The organism is Bacillus sp. 22483 (genome assembly GCF_052044605.1).
In the GTDB taxonomy this organism is placed as follows: Bacteria; Bacillota; Bacilli; order Bacillales; family Bacillaceae; genus Bacillus; species Bacillus altitudinis.
This window is the reverse complement of record NZ_JBQENU010000014.1, coordinates 32,299-46,615: the sequence shown is the minus strand read 5'-3', so window position 1 is coordinate 46,615 and position 14,317 is coordinate 32,299. Positions and strand designations below refer to the sequence as shown.

The following is a 14,317-nucleotide window of genomic DNA, read 5'->3' as shown; positions in this document are numbered from 1 at the left end:
CGCTCGTCCTGTTCTTTTTTTGCAGAAAGCTATTGATTCCCTTCGCTAGAGTAGACTACAATAGATACATATGATAATGAGAATCAATATCAACGATAAATAGATCATTCAATGAAAAAACGGAGGGACTCAAATGACAGATCAGCTTGAATTGTTTGACGTCACCATTATTGGCGGCGGTCCAGCAGGAATGTACACTGCCTTTTATAGTGGGATGCGGGATTTAAAGACGAAGGTACTGGAGTATAACGAAAGCCTTGGCGGAAAAATCCTCCTCTATCCTGAAAAAGTCATATGGGATGTGGGTGGTTTGCCGCCAACAAGAGGTGAACAGCTGATTCAGCAGCTAGAAACACAGGCGAAAACATTTGAACCAGAGATTGCGTTGAATCAAAAAATCACGCAATTCGAGCGGGATGAGCATGGTCATATCCTGCTGACGGCTGAAAATGGCGATCGTCATTTGACAAAGACCCTCATCTTAGCCATGGGTCACGGAATTCCAGTTCAGCGAAAACTTGAAATCGAGCATGCAGACCGTTATGAGGTAACAAACCTTTATTACACCGTGCAGGAGCTAAAGACGTTTGCAGGAAAGCGGGTAGTCATCTCTGGAGGCGGAGATTCAGCTGTTGATTGGGCAAATGCCCTCGTTCCAATTGCTGAAAGTGTGACCGTTGTGCATCGTCGTGATATGTTTGGCGGACATGAAAAAAACGTCGCCAACATGAAAGCATCTAGTGCTCGCATTCTCACACCGCATGAACTCACAGAGCTTCATGGTCAAGGTGACAAAATTGAAGCCGTCACCATTCAGCACTTAGAAACAGGCGACATCGAACGAATCGAAACCGATGCTGTCATCGTCAACCATGGCATGAAAGGTGATTTAAGTGTTCTATCAGAATGGGGACTCAAGCAAGGTGAGTGGGGACTCATCGAGGTCAATGAAAAGATGGAAACCAATTTACCTGGCGTCTATGCAGTTGGCGACTTATGCACACATAAAAGTAAAGTGCGTTTAATTGCCGGTACGTTTGTTGATGGAGTTAATGCACTCAATAGCGCAAAGCTATACATCGAACCAGAAGCAGAAAAAGTAGCGTACGTGTCTTCACATAATGAACGCTTTAAAGAGAAAAACAAAGAATTACAAACGGCTGGAGCGCGATAATCACCATTCAGTCAGACATTGAAGTGCTAAAATGGTTTATTTTAGCACTTTTTTATATGGAAGGAGAAAGAGAAAATGACCGCCTATACTCATACAATTCTTCGCATGAAAGAAAGCAGTAAACGATCTCTTTCTGTGAAACAAACGGACTCATGGCAAACATCTTCACTGATGTTCTTGACAACGGACGGTGCGGTGAGACTTGATATGGAAGGAATTCGATATGAGCTAAACGCCAAAGACAGTGTATTGATCCGCTCAGGTATAGATGTCATGATTCAATCTTTGTCCAGCGAGCAAGTGGTGATCTATACTGTCACATTTGATCAATTCACTCTGGCACATGATGCACAAAATGAATTGGTCTATAAGGTGAATCACGATGACCTCCCTGATAACGGTGAAGTGGTGAAAGGCTCTGCCGTCCTTTTTTCTTACATCAAACAAATACAGACGAGCCAAATCGTACAAGAACAGGCGAAATGGCTGGAAGAAATCATGTTCATTTTCCGCAAACAATCCAAGCCATACAACGAAAAAGTGCATTATTCGATTAACATGATCTTGCAGTATATGACTGCACATTATAATCAAAAACTAACAAGAAAAGACTTAGCTCATAAGATGGGGTTTCATGAAAGTTACTTTTCTACCTTTTTCAAACAAAGTATGGGGATGAGTGTGACAGAATACATTGCACAAATTCGAATAGACGAAGCCAAAAAACGTCTTTTACAAACAGACGATCAAATTCAAATCATAGCACGGCAAGTCGGGTATGCAGACAGTTTATATTTCAGCAGGAAGTTCCGTCAAAAAACAGGAAGAACGCCCAGTCAGTTTCGAATGAACCGAAGACCAGAGCGGATTGCTGCTTTTCAATTTGTCGGGTCATTGGTCGCAATAGGCATTGAGCCTGTTTGTATTGACGAAGAAACCTATCTCCATTCAGATATACTCAAAGAACATCTGGCCAGTTCGCTCGTCATAAATGAACACACGCCTGATGACGTCTTCAAATCACTTCAATTAGATGTCATCATCGTCCCTAACTATTACTATTCAAAACCTGCATTGATCAAGCGGTTGGAGCAAATCGCACCAGTTCTTGTTCTGCCATACGTCGGTCATCATGCTGTACAAGAGGTACTGTCTATAGGACGCCTTTTAGGAAGAGAACACGAGGCAAACGATTGGGTGAAACGATTTGAACAGCTTAGTCAACAGGCAAGAAACAACCTGTCTTCCTTTAGAGAAAAAGGCGAGACCGTTGCGATCTATGAAATGAGAGGACATGACAAAGTGTATATGTGGTCCTATGAGGCAAGAGGGGCCTTCTATCTTTACGAAACGCTTGGCTTAAAACCTCCAAAAGCCATTTTAGAAGAAGTTCTTCTTCCTAATCAACATACAGTCATTCCTTTAGAGAGACTTGGAGAATACGAGGCGGATCATATGTTTTTTATTGTCTCTGACCAATATGGGTGGTATAAGCAAATGGACAAGCGAATGGAAGAAAGTGATGTTCTTCGTCAATTATCGGCTGTGAAAAATGGTACCTTTTATCCAGTAAAACTGGAGGAGTTTCGATTTGATGAAGGAGAGCGTGCACTTCTTTTGATGGACCGGTTTGTCTCTCAATTGACACAGCCAGCCTATCCAACAATTGTCCATATGTAAGTTGCGAGAATCCTCCATAGACCACTACGGGTGAGGTTGATAGAATACATGAGACTAGTAATTGATAACTATTCTCATTTGTAGTGGCGAAAATGAAGGAGGAATATGGAGATGAAAAAGACGTATTGGATATGTGCTGTCATTCTTCTAATGATATTGACGGCCTGTGGCAATAAAGAACAAGCCAAAACAGCAGAATCAAAGCAAGAAACGAAAACGGTTGAAACAGTGAAAGGAAAGATAGAGATTCCAGCTGAACCTAAACGAATTCTCGTAGATGGATATTTAGGGAGTGTGATTGCACTTGACGTTCAGCCTGTTGGATCGACCACGCAGGATTTAAAGAACGTACACTTGAAAGACAAGATAAAAGGAATAGAGGACATCAGTGACGAGCGTTCAGCTGAAAAAGCACTTAGCTTAAAGCCTGATCTGATTATCACAGCAGTACAGGATGAAAAAGTCTATGATGTGTACAAAAAAATAGCCCCTACCATCGTGTATCCTTACGGCTCTTTCAAAGATGCGCATGAAGAATTGACGACACTGGCAAAAGTTTTAAATAAAGAAGAGGAAGGAAAAGCATTCCTCACCGCCTTCGATCAACGAATCGAGGCTGCTAGAAAAAAAGTGAAGTCTGCTTTAAAAGAGAATGAAACGGTCTCGATCATGGGCGCTTTTAAAAATGATGTCTATGTATATGGTAACGGAATTTACCGAGGCGGGCAGGCATTATATCAGCAATTACAGGTAAACCCGCCAAAACAGGTCAGAGATACGATTTTAAAAAGTAAGACAGGGTATGAGGTCATTTCTTATGAAACCCTTCCAGAATATGCAGGAGACTACATTTTCATTGATGAAAGCAACGGCGGAACATTTGATAAAAACAATTCTATTTGGAAGAGTCTAGAATCTGTCAAAAAAGAGCAGACCTATCAAATGGATACAGAGTTCTTCTGGCCTTACGATCCGATTGCAGTAGCAAATCAGGCGGAAGAGTTTGCTGACATATTGACAGAAATGTCTGATCGGTAGGAGGTCTGTCAATTGTTAAAGCGTTTCTTCTCATACTACAAACCATATATGGGGCTGTTTATATTAGATTTTTCCTGTGCAGTACTGGCAGCCTTACTCGAATTATCCTTTCCCCTTGCCATCAGTAAAGTGATGGACGATTTGCTGCCAAATGGTGATTGGGATGCCATTTGGTTTTGGGGCATTCTGCTCCTCAGTTTATACGTGATCAGCTCTACGATGCATTATGTCGTGACCTATTTTGGGCACAAATTAGGCATTAATATAGAAACGGATATGAGGAATCAGCTATTTTCTCATGTACAAAGAATGTCCTTTCGCTTCTTTGACAAAAAGAAAACGGGAAAACTCGTGTCCCGTATGACAAATGATTTAATGGATATTGGAGAAATCGCGCATCATGGCCCGGAGGATTTATTTATCGCTGTGATGACACTCACAGGTGCCTTTGGCTTGATGCTGTCGATTAATTGGCAGCTGGCGGTTCTCACATTTATTGTCGTTCCATTCTTGATCGGATTATCCGTCTACTTTACGAAAAAAATGTCTGCTGCTTTTGATAAAATGTTCTCGAGTATTGGTCAATTCCATTCACGTGTGGAAAACAATATTAGTGGCATACGGGTTGTGAAAGCATTCGGAAATGAATCACATGAAATGGACCGATTTATTGAACATAACGAGCAATTTAGAAAGACAAAGCTAACCACATACCAAATGATGGCTGTGCATACCGCTGTTAGTCATTTTCTTATTAAGAGTGTGACAGTGTTTGGCCTTGTATGCGGCGCATGGTTTGTGCTGCAAAAAAATATGACGTATGGGGAATTTGTGTCATTTGTGCTATTAACAGGCATCTTCTTAGGACCCATTCAACAAATCAATGCAGTCATTGAAATGTATCCAAAAGGTGCAGCGGGCTTTAAACGATTTGCATCACTCATCGATCAATCGCCAGATGAAAAGGACGCGGATGATGCCATTGAAGTTGGTCAGTTGAAAGGGGATATCGTTTTTGAGCACGTGTCTTTTCAATATGAATTAGACAAACCGGTTCTTCATGACATCAATCTTGAGGTGAAACAAGGAGAGACCATTGCGGTCGTAGGCCCCTCTGGTGCTGGAAAATCGACGCTTTGCAGTTTGCTGCCACGTTTTTACGAATGGCAGGAGGGTACCATTACAATTGATGGCATAGAGACAAGAAAGATGACACTGCCTTCGTTGCGGAGACAAATTGGTGTCGTCCAGCAAGATATTTATTTATTCCATGGGACCATCCGAGAAAACATTTTATACGGAAAACTCGATGCATCTGATGAAGAAGTGTGGCAGGCAGTGGAGAAAGCCCAACTGAAGGATCTTGTAAATAGCTTGCCAAATGGACTTGATACGATCATCGGTGAACGCGGAATGATGTTATCTGGCGGACAAAAACAGCGTATCTCCATTGCACGTATTTTCCTTAAAAATCCGCCAATTTTTATTTTAGATGAAGCCACATCTTCTCTGGATACGGAGACAGAATCCTTTATTCAGGGCTCACTTGAAGAACTATCTGAAGGACGAACCACGTTTATTATTGCGCATCGCCTAGCAACCATCCAGCATGCTGACCGGATTGTGGTTTTAACAAAAGAGGGCATCAAGGAGCAAGGCAGGCATGAAGACCTGCTGGAAATGGACGGGATGTACCGGCGTTTGTATGAAACACAATTTAGAATGTAAAAGAGGAAAAGCCGGCATATTGCCGGCTTTTTAGCGTGTGATCATTTAACTGCGGGGGGCAAATAACATCACACTGACACCAGCTAAACAGATCAAAGCACCCATCCAGTCATAGAAATCAGGGGTTTTGCGATCGACCCACCAGCCCCAAAACACAGCGAGAACGACAAAAACACCGCCATAGGCCGCATAAACCCGCCCAAAGGTCGGGAACTGCTGGAATGTAGGGATGACGCCGTAAGCGACCAAGATGAGGCTACCTGCGATTCCGTAGCTGACGGGTTTTGCTTCACGCAGCCACAGCCAGACAAGATAACCACCGCCTATTTCAGCCAGACCAGCTAATAAAAAAAGAACAATCGTTACAATCATTTTCGGACACTCCAGTTCTCCTGTTTCGTTCTATTATGACATGATGAAAGGATGCGTTCTACCTGATGTAAATTGAGAGACTAATGAGAGTTTGCTAAAATCAACTGAACAGTGAATGAAACACATGCATTCTTGACTTTCCTTGAGGTGGGTGATCCAAATGGTCAATCCATCCGTTTAGTAAGTACATTCTCATGAGGAACACATTTCCTTTTTCAGCGCTCTTTTTTTCTCCTTGAAAAAAGAGTAAAGTACAAAGGAGGCTTATCTCAGCAATTTGAGTGATGAGCCATACGTGAAGATTTCATGATGAATGCATAATGCTCTTTCTCATGAAAAAGGAAGGAGATGACCATGGACACACTGAAGGATTTTGAGCTGTATCACAAGATCAAACATGATCGACACAAGCCCTCGCTTGAAATATTGTACGATCGCTATGAACGTGTGTTATATTCGTTTATTTATAAAATGACTGGAAACCGTGAGCTGGCGGAGGAAGTGCTTCAAGAAGTCTTTATCAAGCTCTGGCGCGGCATAGGAGAATACAATACAGATAAAGGGAAATTTTCCTCATGGTTATTTATGATGTCACGAAACACGGCAATCGATCTATTAAGGAAACACCGAAATGAAACAGCTCTTGAAGATGAGCATATTGAATACTTGGCAGATCATCAAGAAGATGTGTCAAAAGAAGTAGAATGGAACGAAGAAAAACAAATCATACGTGAAGCAGTATCAACATTGTCGAAAGAACAGCAAACCATCATCGAAGATGTCTATTTTAAAGGAATGACACAAAAGAGCATTGCGGAAAAGCTAGGCATCCCTATTGGAACGGTGAAGGGAAGAGTTCGATTGTCATTGAAGCATTTACGAACGAAACTGTCTCGCGGAGGAAAGGAGGAGGAAGAGGCATGACTCAGTGTAAACATCAAGTCATTGATTACTTTAACGGGCATTTACAAGGAGAAGAAAAGGCGCAGTTTGAAGAACACATCAAACATTGCTCGGCTTGCAAAGAAGAGCTTGAAGAACTGACATCGCTCATGTCTGATATTCCGTTTCTAGCAGAGGACGAAACGCCTCCGGCAGGGATGAAAGACCGCATTTTATCAAGAGTATTTGAAGAAGAGATACGAGAGACAACAATCGCTGCAACATCGAACCCGCCTCAAGATCTCAAAATGGTTCGTGATGCAAATGAGATGAAACCGCCAATGAAGAAGAAAAATCAATGGCTTTTGCCTCTCGTTGCTGCACTACTTCTCATTTCTGCAGCTGGGAACGTGTATTTCTTAACAAATGGAACAGATCAAGCAGAACAACCTGTCAAAGTTGTTGCGACAAAACCACTGGCATCTGCTGAATCTGCAAAAACAACGGGTGCTTTTTCAGTGATTGAGCATCACGGCAAAAAAGAGCTTGTCGTGAGTGCCGACGGATTAAAAGGCCAGCTTGATTCATCAGCTGTTTATCAAGTATGGCTCATTAAAGGAGATCAGCCCGTTCCGGCCGGTGCCTTTAAAACAGATAGCAAAGGAGAGGGCACCGTCACCTATGCGTTATCTGAAAAAGAAGCAAACGAATCATGGGATACGGTGGCTGTCACCCTTGAACCAAAAAAGGATAACAAGCTTCCGCAAGGCCCTGTCGTACTGAGTGCTGCATTTTAAGCTTGATTCATGAAGGATGCCTTTTTCAGGGCATCCTTTTTTGATAGGCAGAAGGAACCTTATGACAAATGAGACGTACTACATATAGAGGTGAGGCACATGCAGCGATACATAGAAAAACAACTATTTCTCTTATCAGCTAGACACGCATTTACCGCATTTTATTTTTTGGTGATCCCATTCATTATAAAAGACCTTTTTGAATCAACTCCTTTATTGATGGTCATGATCTCTCTTTTTATCATTCATCATCTAGTGACAAGTATGGTATGGTTTTATAAATCAAGAAACATTCGAAAGCGTCAATCAGGTGACCTAACCAAACGGGGACATCTCGTTATCCTGATCATGCAGAGGCTCGAACAGCTCATGATGCTCGGTTTTGTGATGTTATTGATCAGTGGATCGATGCAGGGAGACATTGTGACGCTATTATTCACAATTTTTCTGTTCATCGTCGTTTTCTTTCAGCACATTCAGTTTTATTATGTTCAGTACTTCTTTAAATCGAGCGGCTGGTTCACCTATGTCCTCTCTTTACAAAAGGCTCGTCCTTCTTACATCGTGAGGGAACGAAGGGCTTTGAAGAAATCCTAAATGTGCAATCGCTTGCTGACTGATCCATCAGCATCAGAAATGTATGATAAAATGTGGAAAAGAAGCATGGAGAAAGGGAGTGCGAGCGAGTGAAAGCAGTTGGATTATTTGAGTATTTGCCAATTGAGCATGAACAAAGCTTGATCGATCAGGAGGTGGCAAAGCCCAAAACAGCTGGCAGGGATATTCTGGTGAAAGTAGAGGCTGTGTCGGTGAATCCAGTGGATACAAAGGTGAGGTCACCGAAGAATCAGAAAGAAGAAGAACTGAAAATTCTTGGCTACGATGCAAGCGGTACGGTGATGGAAGTGGGCGAAGCGTGTACGTTGTTTCAGCCTGGTGACCATGTCTATTACGCAGGAGATATCACGCGACAAGGCTCAAATAGTGAATACCAGCTTGTGGATGAGAGAATTGTGGCGAAAAAGCCTGCAAATCTCTCTTTTGCCGAAGCAGCTGCCATGCCTCTTACAACAATTACGGCATATGAAGCGCTATTCGACCGAATGCATATGAAGCGGGATGCAGAAGGCTCGACCTTGCTGATCATCGGTGGAGCAGGCGGAGTGGGCTCTATCGCCATTCAACTCGCCAAATTAGCAAAGGCGACTGTGATCGCCACTGCATCAAGACCTGAAACAAATGAATGGTGTCTCTCATTAGGGGCTGATCATATCATTGACCATCACCAGCCGCTCTTAGCGCAGCTTCGGGAAAAAGGGATTGGCGAAGTGGATTACATTTTATGCTTAAATGATACAGATGGCCATTTCAAAGGGATGGCAGAAGCGATTAAACCTCAAGGGACGATCTGTACCATTGTTGAAAATCAGCACCATTTAGACATTCAATTACTCAAAAATAAAAGTGCTGCATTTGTATGGGAATTCATGTTCACACGGCCGATGTACAAAACCTCGGATATGATGAAGCAGCACGAGCTTTTAAAAGAAGCGAGTACATTATTTGAAGAGAAGAAGTTAAAACATACATTAACAAAGGTGCTCAGCCCCATCAATGCCGCCAATTTGAAGCAGGCACATCAAACACTTGAGCAAGGGAAGATGATAGGTAAATTTGTTCTAGAAGGATTTTAAGGAGGGGCAGCAGATGACATCATTACAATATCCGATTGGCTTATATGAACCGGTGGACCAACAAACGAAAAAGCAGCTGGAGGCATGGATTGATGAGCTGGCACTCATTCCTCAAAAGTATGAAGAGGCAGTTGTCCCATTGACAAATGATCAGCTGGATACCCCATACCGGCCAGGTGGATGGACTGTTCGTCAGCTCATTCACCACGTAGCGGACAGCCATCTGAACGCTTACTTGCGATTTAAGCTTGCGCTGACAGAAGAAACACCGCACATACGTCCATATGATCAGGAGGCATTTGCTTCACTTCCTGACAGTAAGGCGCCTATCAGCCTATCACTGCCGTTAATCAGCAGTCTGCATCGCCGGTGGGTCACATTACTTCGCGAGATGACAGAGGAAGATTTCAACGCTGCATATTACCATCCGGCCGATCAACAAACGGTGTCCTTATATGATGCAACAGGAATGTACGTCTGGCATTCACAGCATCATCTCGCCCATATCACGGAATTAATCAAAAGAAATCAGTGGAAGTAAAGGAGTCAACACATGTCTAGTAGAAGAATTGTCGGCGCTATGTTTATCTGCATGGCGGCATTGTTTTATATAGCAAAATTCGTTTTGTTTGAGATTCGTTATGGTGGAAATGTAAGCACAGTAAGAACGATCGAGGAACTGGAAGATATACTCCCAGGCGGTACGTGGATCAGCATCATTTTTCTCATTATCGGTTTAGGTTATCTCCTGTGGGATGATCGGGAAGTCATTCGTCAATATCTTTTCACCCCAGATAAACAAGGAAAAGAAGAATGAAAAAAGACGGACCTCAAGTGACCGTCTTTTTTCCTTTTTTAGCCACGTTCAGGACGAAGTGCTTTTTCTAAAATGGCTAGACCTTCATTGACTTTTTCTTTTTCCTCGTCATTGAGCCGTTGCAGGGAATTTTTAATTTTTTCATGCCCTTTTTGATAAATACTTCTGAAAATATTTTTCGCTTCCTCTGTCAATTCTACGACAATGATTCGACGGTCACGCTCAGAATGCTTTCGTTCCACAAAGTTCGATTGTTCTAACCGATCAAGCAGCCCTGTCATATTGGACAAAGAAGCCCCCATTTTTTCAGCAATTTCGGACACCTTAAGAGAGCCATGGTTATTGAGCAGCATGAGTACTTTCATTTGAGGCATACTCATATCAAGCTTCATCCATTCAGAAACATCTCCAAGTCCTGCAGCAGTGAGCACTTTCATATACAGCACCCATGTCTTTTTTTCCTCAGGAGACAGGATTTCCTCTTTTAGTACGGTGGTGTCATGAATATTATATTCCACGCTTGTTCACTTCCTTTAAGCGGCTCTTTTCTTTATATTACTGATTTTTACTTCTAATTGAAAGTATCATGAAGCTTTTGAATGTTAAACTGCATGAATTAAGTGGTATTTGTTGTATAATAATGGTCAGTTGAAATTAATGAAGCAACTTAGAAAGTTGGGAAAAACATGTGGAACAAAAAAACGGGTATGACGATCTTAAAAATGCTCTTTCCGATCGTGATCATCCTTGTCTTAATTTTTGTCGCCAAGCAGGAGCTGAGCGGCCTTTCCATTAAAAAGACGTTTTATATTATTGACAGCTTGAATCGAATGGACTTGTTTATTCTAGTCTTTCTTGGACTTGTCGCTGTTTTATCCATGTCCTTATATGATTTTATTTTAAGAAAAAGCCTTGATATGCCCATCAGCGGCTGGAAAACGATCCGAATTTCTTGGATCGCCAACTCCTTTAACAGTGTACTTGGATTCGGTGGTTTATCAGGAGCAGGGCTTAGAACGCTTCTATACAAGGAATACATAACAGATACGAAAAAACTGCTGAAAGGCATTGCCCTTTTGACATCCTCCGTTCTACTGGGCTTATCTATTTTCAGTGATTTGATTTTAGTTAGGGTCCTGCCAGTTGAAAGTATTATTAGTCAGGAGCCGTGGTTATGGGCATTTGTCATTATTTTTGCTTGTATTGTACCCATTTACATCATCATGGCGTCCATTCGAAAAAGCTCGATTGAGAGCGGTGAAAACGGACTGAAGCACCCGATCTATGCTTATATTGGTGCATCGTTTTTAGAGTGGCTGGCAGCTGGTCTTGTCATGTACATGGCTGTTGTCTCTATGGGGATGAACGTTGATGTCCGTATTGTATTAGGCGTCTTTGCGATTGCGTCAATCGGCGGTTTAATCAGTATGGTTCCGGGCGGATTTGGTTCGTTTGATCTGATCTTTTTACTCAGTATGCAATACATTGGGTTTGATAAAGAGATGGTACTGACAGCGCTTGTATTGTACCGCTTCGTTTACTCCATTTTCCCGTTTATTCTTGGACTTTGTCTAGCGGCATACGATTTAACTGGAACAACACTCAGGCGTCTTGAAGGCAATCCGAGAATGGCTCCTGCTATTGAAACAACGAACGTCTTAATTGTTTTGCACCGAGCGCTGCTCATCCGTCTATTGTACGGATCTTTGTCCATTTTAACGTTTGGAAGCGGTTTGCTCATTATGGCTTCCGTTGTGCTTCCTGTTGATCGTTTAGGCGTGATTACAACCATTCCACGCTTTTTGTTATCAGGATTTAATGGTCTTTCTTTAATGTTCGGGATCATTTTAATGATTTTGTCCATTGAAGTGTATAAAAGAACAAAACGGTCTTATCTATTGACAATGATTGCCCTAGCAGGCGGCTTTGTGTTTACTTTACTAAAAGGGTTTAACCTGAGTTTGATCTTTATATTGCCGGTCATCATGGTGGTATTTTTCTCGCTTCGAAATCAATTTGTGAAGCAGCAGGCCCCTTATTCTTTGAATCAGTTTGTGGCGGCCGCCGCCGGATATTTACTCGTGTTGTTTAACTATAATGTCATTGGGAACTTCATTTGGATGAAAATTGGTCATTTCCTAAGCAAGGACTATTTGGTTCATAATGAACGGCATATCACGATGACCAGTATGATTGCTTTAATTGGCGTCCCTCTTTTCTTTTTCATTAGCAAATTGATTTTTAATAAAAAAGCAGTTCCAATCGGTGAAGAAGCCGATGAAGAAAAATTAAAAACTTTTCTCGAAGAAAAGGGAGGAAATGCTCTTAGTCATCTAGGTTTTTTGGGAGACAAAAAACTGTTTTTCTCAAGTGATGGAGAGGCGATGCTTCAGTTTGGCCGGATTGGCCGCTGCGTTATTGTGCTTGGAGATCCTTCTGGCCGTAAAGCCTCTTATCCGCTTGTACTGGAAGAATTTTTGGAACAGACAGAAAAAGCAGGCTATCGTGTCGCTTTTTACCAAGTAGAGCGCGAAGGAATGGCGCTTTATCATGACCTAGGTTTTCACTTCTTTAAGCTTGGGGAAGAAGCCATGGTCGATTTAGAAACGTTCTCTTTGTCAGGAAAGAAAAAATCAAACTTACGGGCTGTCGCAAATAAATTTGAACGAGAAGGCTATACGTTTGAAATGCTGGAGCCGCCCTTTTCAGAGGAATTGATCTCAACCTTAAAACAAATCTCTGACAGCTGGCTGGGCAAGAAAAAAGAAAAAGGATTTTCATTAGGCTATTTCCATGAAGACTACATTCAAAAAGCACCGATTGCGATTTTAAAGGATGAACAAGGACAGATCATATCTTTTGTGTCCTTAATGCCGATGTACCAAAAAGGAGAGATATCCATCGACCTCATGCGTCATATGCATGATGCACCGAACGGGATGATGGATGCACTCTTTATCCACCTTTTTCAATGGGCGAAAGAAAAAGGCTACACATCCTTTAACATGGGAATGGCGCCATTATCGAATGTAGGCACGTTCCACCAGTCCTTTCTGACAGAACGTTTGGCGAGTGTCATCTTCAATAACGTCAGATATATGTATAGTTTCAGCGGCTTACGGTCGTTTAAACAGAAATATAAACCAGAATGGCGCGGAAAATATTTAGCGTATAAAAAGAATACATCACTGCCTGTCACAATGGTGCTCGTCACTAAGCTGATAGGAATGGACCCAAATCGAAAACGGCGTCCATAAGTCCAAAGAACCTTTACCTTTCACTAGGTGAAGGTTTTTTTAGACAAAAGAATAGCAAAAGTGGTAAAGTTGAAGGGTAAGGGGGATGTTCACATGACACTAAATGAATGGTTTACAAAGGGATTAGCTGAACGTACATATGTACACAACATGGAGAAAAATCGTGAAAACTTACTCACGGTGTACAACCAGTACGCAATTCATCAAAAGGAAAAAGAGCTGCTTCAAAAACTTCAAAAGAAAAAACTGAGAGCGCTTGTGATCACGGCAGATTGGTGCGGCGATGCGATGGTCAATGCACCTATTTTCATGCGTATTGCAAATGAAGCACTGATTGATGCGCGCTATTTCATTCGGGACGAGCACCTAGACCTGATGGATCAGTATTTAACGAACGGGACCGCAAGATCGATTCCGATTATCGTCATCATTGATCAGGACGGGAAAGAAGTGGGGAAATGGGGACCTCGCTCAGCAGAAGCTCAGCGCTTTGTCGACGAGAAAAAGCCGGATAAAGATGCACCCGATTTTGAGGAAGCATTTAAAGTGTTTGCGAAAGAAGCCGCACATCACTATACGACAGATCGTTACTTATGGAAAGATATTGAGAAAGAAATAGTAGAAGTTTTGGCAAAAATATAAACCAAAAGACTACTTCGCCGCAATGGGAAGTAGTCTTTTTTTATCTTGTTTTTGCGTTTCACCTACAAAACACCGCATAAAGATGTAGAAAAACCGCAGAATTCTATCAAATACCGCAGAAAACCGCAAAGCATCACGATTTTCCCAACCACTTTTAGTTGAAAAACCTCATATATGCCATGAAAACAGCTATTTTGCCCTTATCTAAAGGCTCATATAACGCACGTCGGATGGCT

The 14,317-nt window shown here is 42.0% G+C and carries 14 protein-coding genes; 12 read left to right on the top strand and 2 right to left on the bottom strand.

The genetic code is table 11. The features are described 5' to 3' along the window. The first annotated feature begins 133 nt into the window (after nt 1–133). The 4 genes from ACTJJQ_RS16875 (at nt 134) to ACTJJQ_RS16860 (ending at nt 5,620) form a co-directional block, all read left to right on the top strand. Nucleotides 134–1,174, top strand: a complete 1,041-nt coding sequence (locus ACTJJQ_RS16875) for an NAD(P)/FAD-dependent oxidoreductase (RefSeq protein WP_017366859.1) — start codon at nt 134–136, stop codon at nt 1,172–1,174. A 75-nt stretch (nt 1,175–1,249) separates the two neighbouring features. Continuing rightward, entirely contained in the window at nt 1,250–2,854 is a 1,605-nt protein-coding gene (locus tag ACTJJQ_RS16870; protein WP_017366860.1) for a helix-turn-helix domain-containing protein, read from the top strand. A 111-nt stretch (nt 2,855–2,965) separates the two neighbouring features. Continuing rightward, nucleotides 2,966–3,892 (top strand): ABC transporter substrate-binding protein, encoded by a 927-nt coding sequence (locus ACTJJQ_RS16865; RefSeq protein ID WP_017366861.1) that lies wholly within the window; start codon nt 2,966–2,968, stop codon nt 3,890–3,892. 12 nt (nt 3,893–3,904) lie between these two features. Further along, nucleotides 3,905–5,620, top strand: coding sequence for an ABC transporter ATP-binding protein (locus tag ACTJJQ_RS16860; protein ID WP_282900554.1), 1,716 nt, complete (start codon nt 3,905–3,907; stop codon nt 5,618–5,620). 45 nt (nt 5,621–5,665) lie between these two features. On the opposite strand, the gene ACTJJQ_RS16855 is transcribed toward ACTJJQ_RS16860, so the two are convergent. Continuing rightward, entirely contained in the window at nt 5,666–5,992 is a 327-nt protein-coding gene (locus ACTJJQ_RS16855) for a YnfA family protein (protein WP_017358827.1), read from the bottom strand. 354 nt (nt 5,993–6,346) lie between these two features. Here ACTJJQ_RS16855 and ACTJJQ_RS16850 point away from each other — a divergent pair, with 354 nt between their 5' ends. From ACTJJQ_RS16850 to ACTJJQ_RS16825, 6 genes are all read left to right on the top strand, one after another. After that, nucleotides 6,347–6,916, top strand: coding sequence for an RNA polymerase sigma factor (locus ACTJJQ_RS16850; RefSeq protein ID WP_046527471.1), 570 nt, complete (start codon nt 6,347–6,349; stop codon nt 6,914–6,916). Next, nucleotides 6,913–7,671 carry an anti-sigma factor gene (locus ACTJJQ_RS16845; RefSeq protein WP_440600420.1) on the top strand — a complete coding sequence of 253 codons (759 nt, stop codon included), beginning with the start codon at nt 6,913–6,915 and terminating at the stop codon, nt 7,669–7,671. The genes ACTJJQ_RS16850 and ACTJJQ_RS16845 overlap by 4 nt, the downstream gene beginning before the upstream one ends. A gap of 99 nt (nt 7,672–7,770) precedes the next feature. Further along, nucleotides 7,771–8,268: a hypothetical protein gene (locus ACTJJQ_RS16840; protein ID WP_335372607.1), complete on the top strand. Its 498-nt coding sequence runs from the start codon at nt 7,771–7,773 to the stop codon at nt 8,266–8,268. Between the two features lie 89 nt (nt 8,269–8,357). Continuing rightward, complete coding sequence (locus ACTJJQ_RS16835; RefSeq protein ID WP_335372608.1) at nt 8,358–9,365, top strand: zinc-binding alcohol dehydrogenase family protein; 1,008 nt, start codon at nt 8,358–8,360, stop codon at nt 9,363–9,365. Between the two features lie 13 nt (nt 9,366–9,378). After that, entirely contained in the window at nt 9,379–9,906 is a 528-nt protein-coding gene (locus ACTJJQ_RS16830; RefSeq protein ID WP_041506578.1) for a YfiT family bacillithiol transferase, read from the top strand. 12 nt (nt 9,907–9,918) lie between these two features. Beyond that, complete coding sequence (locus ACTJJQ_RS16825) at nt 9,919–10,182, top strand: hypothetical protein (RefSeq protein WP_035391285.1); 264 nt, start codon at nt 9,919–9,921, stop codon at nt 10,180–10,182. A 38-nt stretch (nt 10,183–10,220) separates the two neighbouring features. Here the strand turns inward: ACTJJQ_RS16825 and ACTJJQ_RS16820 are convergent, their stop codons facing one another. Further along, nucleotides 10,221–10,700, bottom strand: coding sequence for a MarR family transcriptional regulator (locus ACTJJQ_RS16820; protein WP_008341672.1), 480 nt, complete (start codon nt 10,698–10,700; stop codon nt 10,221–10,223). 168 nt (nt 10,701–10,868) lie between these two features. On the opposite strand from ACTJJQ_RS16820, the gene mprF reads away from it, so the two are divergent. Then, a complete protein-coding gene (gene mprF / locus ACTJJQ_RS16815) occupies nt 10,869–13,439 on the top strand; it encodes a bifunctional lysylphosphatidylglycerol flippase/synthetase MprF (protein ID WP_282900550.1) in 2,571 nt (856 codons plus the stop codon). Nucleotides 13,440–13,532: 93 nt separating this feature from the next. Next, nucleotides 13,533–14,081, top strand: coding sequence for a thioredoxin family protein (locus ACTJJQ_RS16810; protein WP_440174250.1), 549 nt, complete (start codon nt 13,533–13,535; stop codon nt 14,079–14,081). The last annotated feature ends 236 nt before the right edge of the window (nt 14,082–14,317 follow it).

Coding starts and splice junctions, on each gene's coding strand:
- ACTJJQ_RS16875 (WP_017366859.1), top strand. CDS start 134: ATGACAGATCAGCTTGAATTGTTTGACGTCACCATTATTGGCGGCGGT.
- ACTJJQ_RS16870 (WP_017366860.1), top strand. CDS start 1,250: ATGACCGCCTATACTCATACAATTCTTCGCATGAAAGAAAGCAGTAAA.
- ACTJJQ_RS16865 (WP_017366861.1), top strand. CDS start 2,966: ATGAAAAAGACGTATTGGATATGTGCTGTCATTCTTCTAATGATATTG.
- ACTJJQ_RS16855 (WP_017358827.1), bottom strand. CDS start 5,992: ATGATTGTAACGATTGTTCTTTTTTTATTAGCTGGTCTGGCTGAAATA.
- ACTJJQ_RS16850 (WP_046527471.1), top strand. CDS start 6,347: ATGGACACACTGAAGGATTTTGAGCTGTATCACAAGATCAAACATGAT.
- ACTJJQ_RS16845 (WP_440600420.1), top strand. CDS start 6,913: ATGACTCAGTGTAAACATCAAGTCATTGATTACTTTAACGGGCATTTA.
- ACTJJQ_RS16840 (WP_335372607.1), top strand. CDS start 7,771: ATGCAGCGATACATAGAAAAACAACTATTTCTCTTATCAGCTAGACAC.
- ACTJJQ_RS16830 (WP_041506578.1), top strand. CDS start 9,379: ATGACATCATTACAATATCCGATTGGCTTATATGAACCGGTGGACCAA.
- ACTJJQ_RS16825 (WP_035391285.1), top strand. CDS start 9,919: ATGTCTAGTAGAAGAATTGTCGGCGCTATGTTTATCTGCATGGCGGCA.
- mprF (WP_282900550.1), top strand. CDS start 10,869: ATGTGGAACAAAAAAACGGGTATGACGATCTTAAAAATGCTCTTTCCG.
- ACTJJQ_RS16810 (WP_440174250.1), top strand. CDS start 13,533: ATGACACTAAATGAATGGTTTACAAAGGGATTAGCTGAACGTACATAT.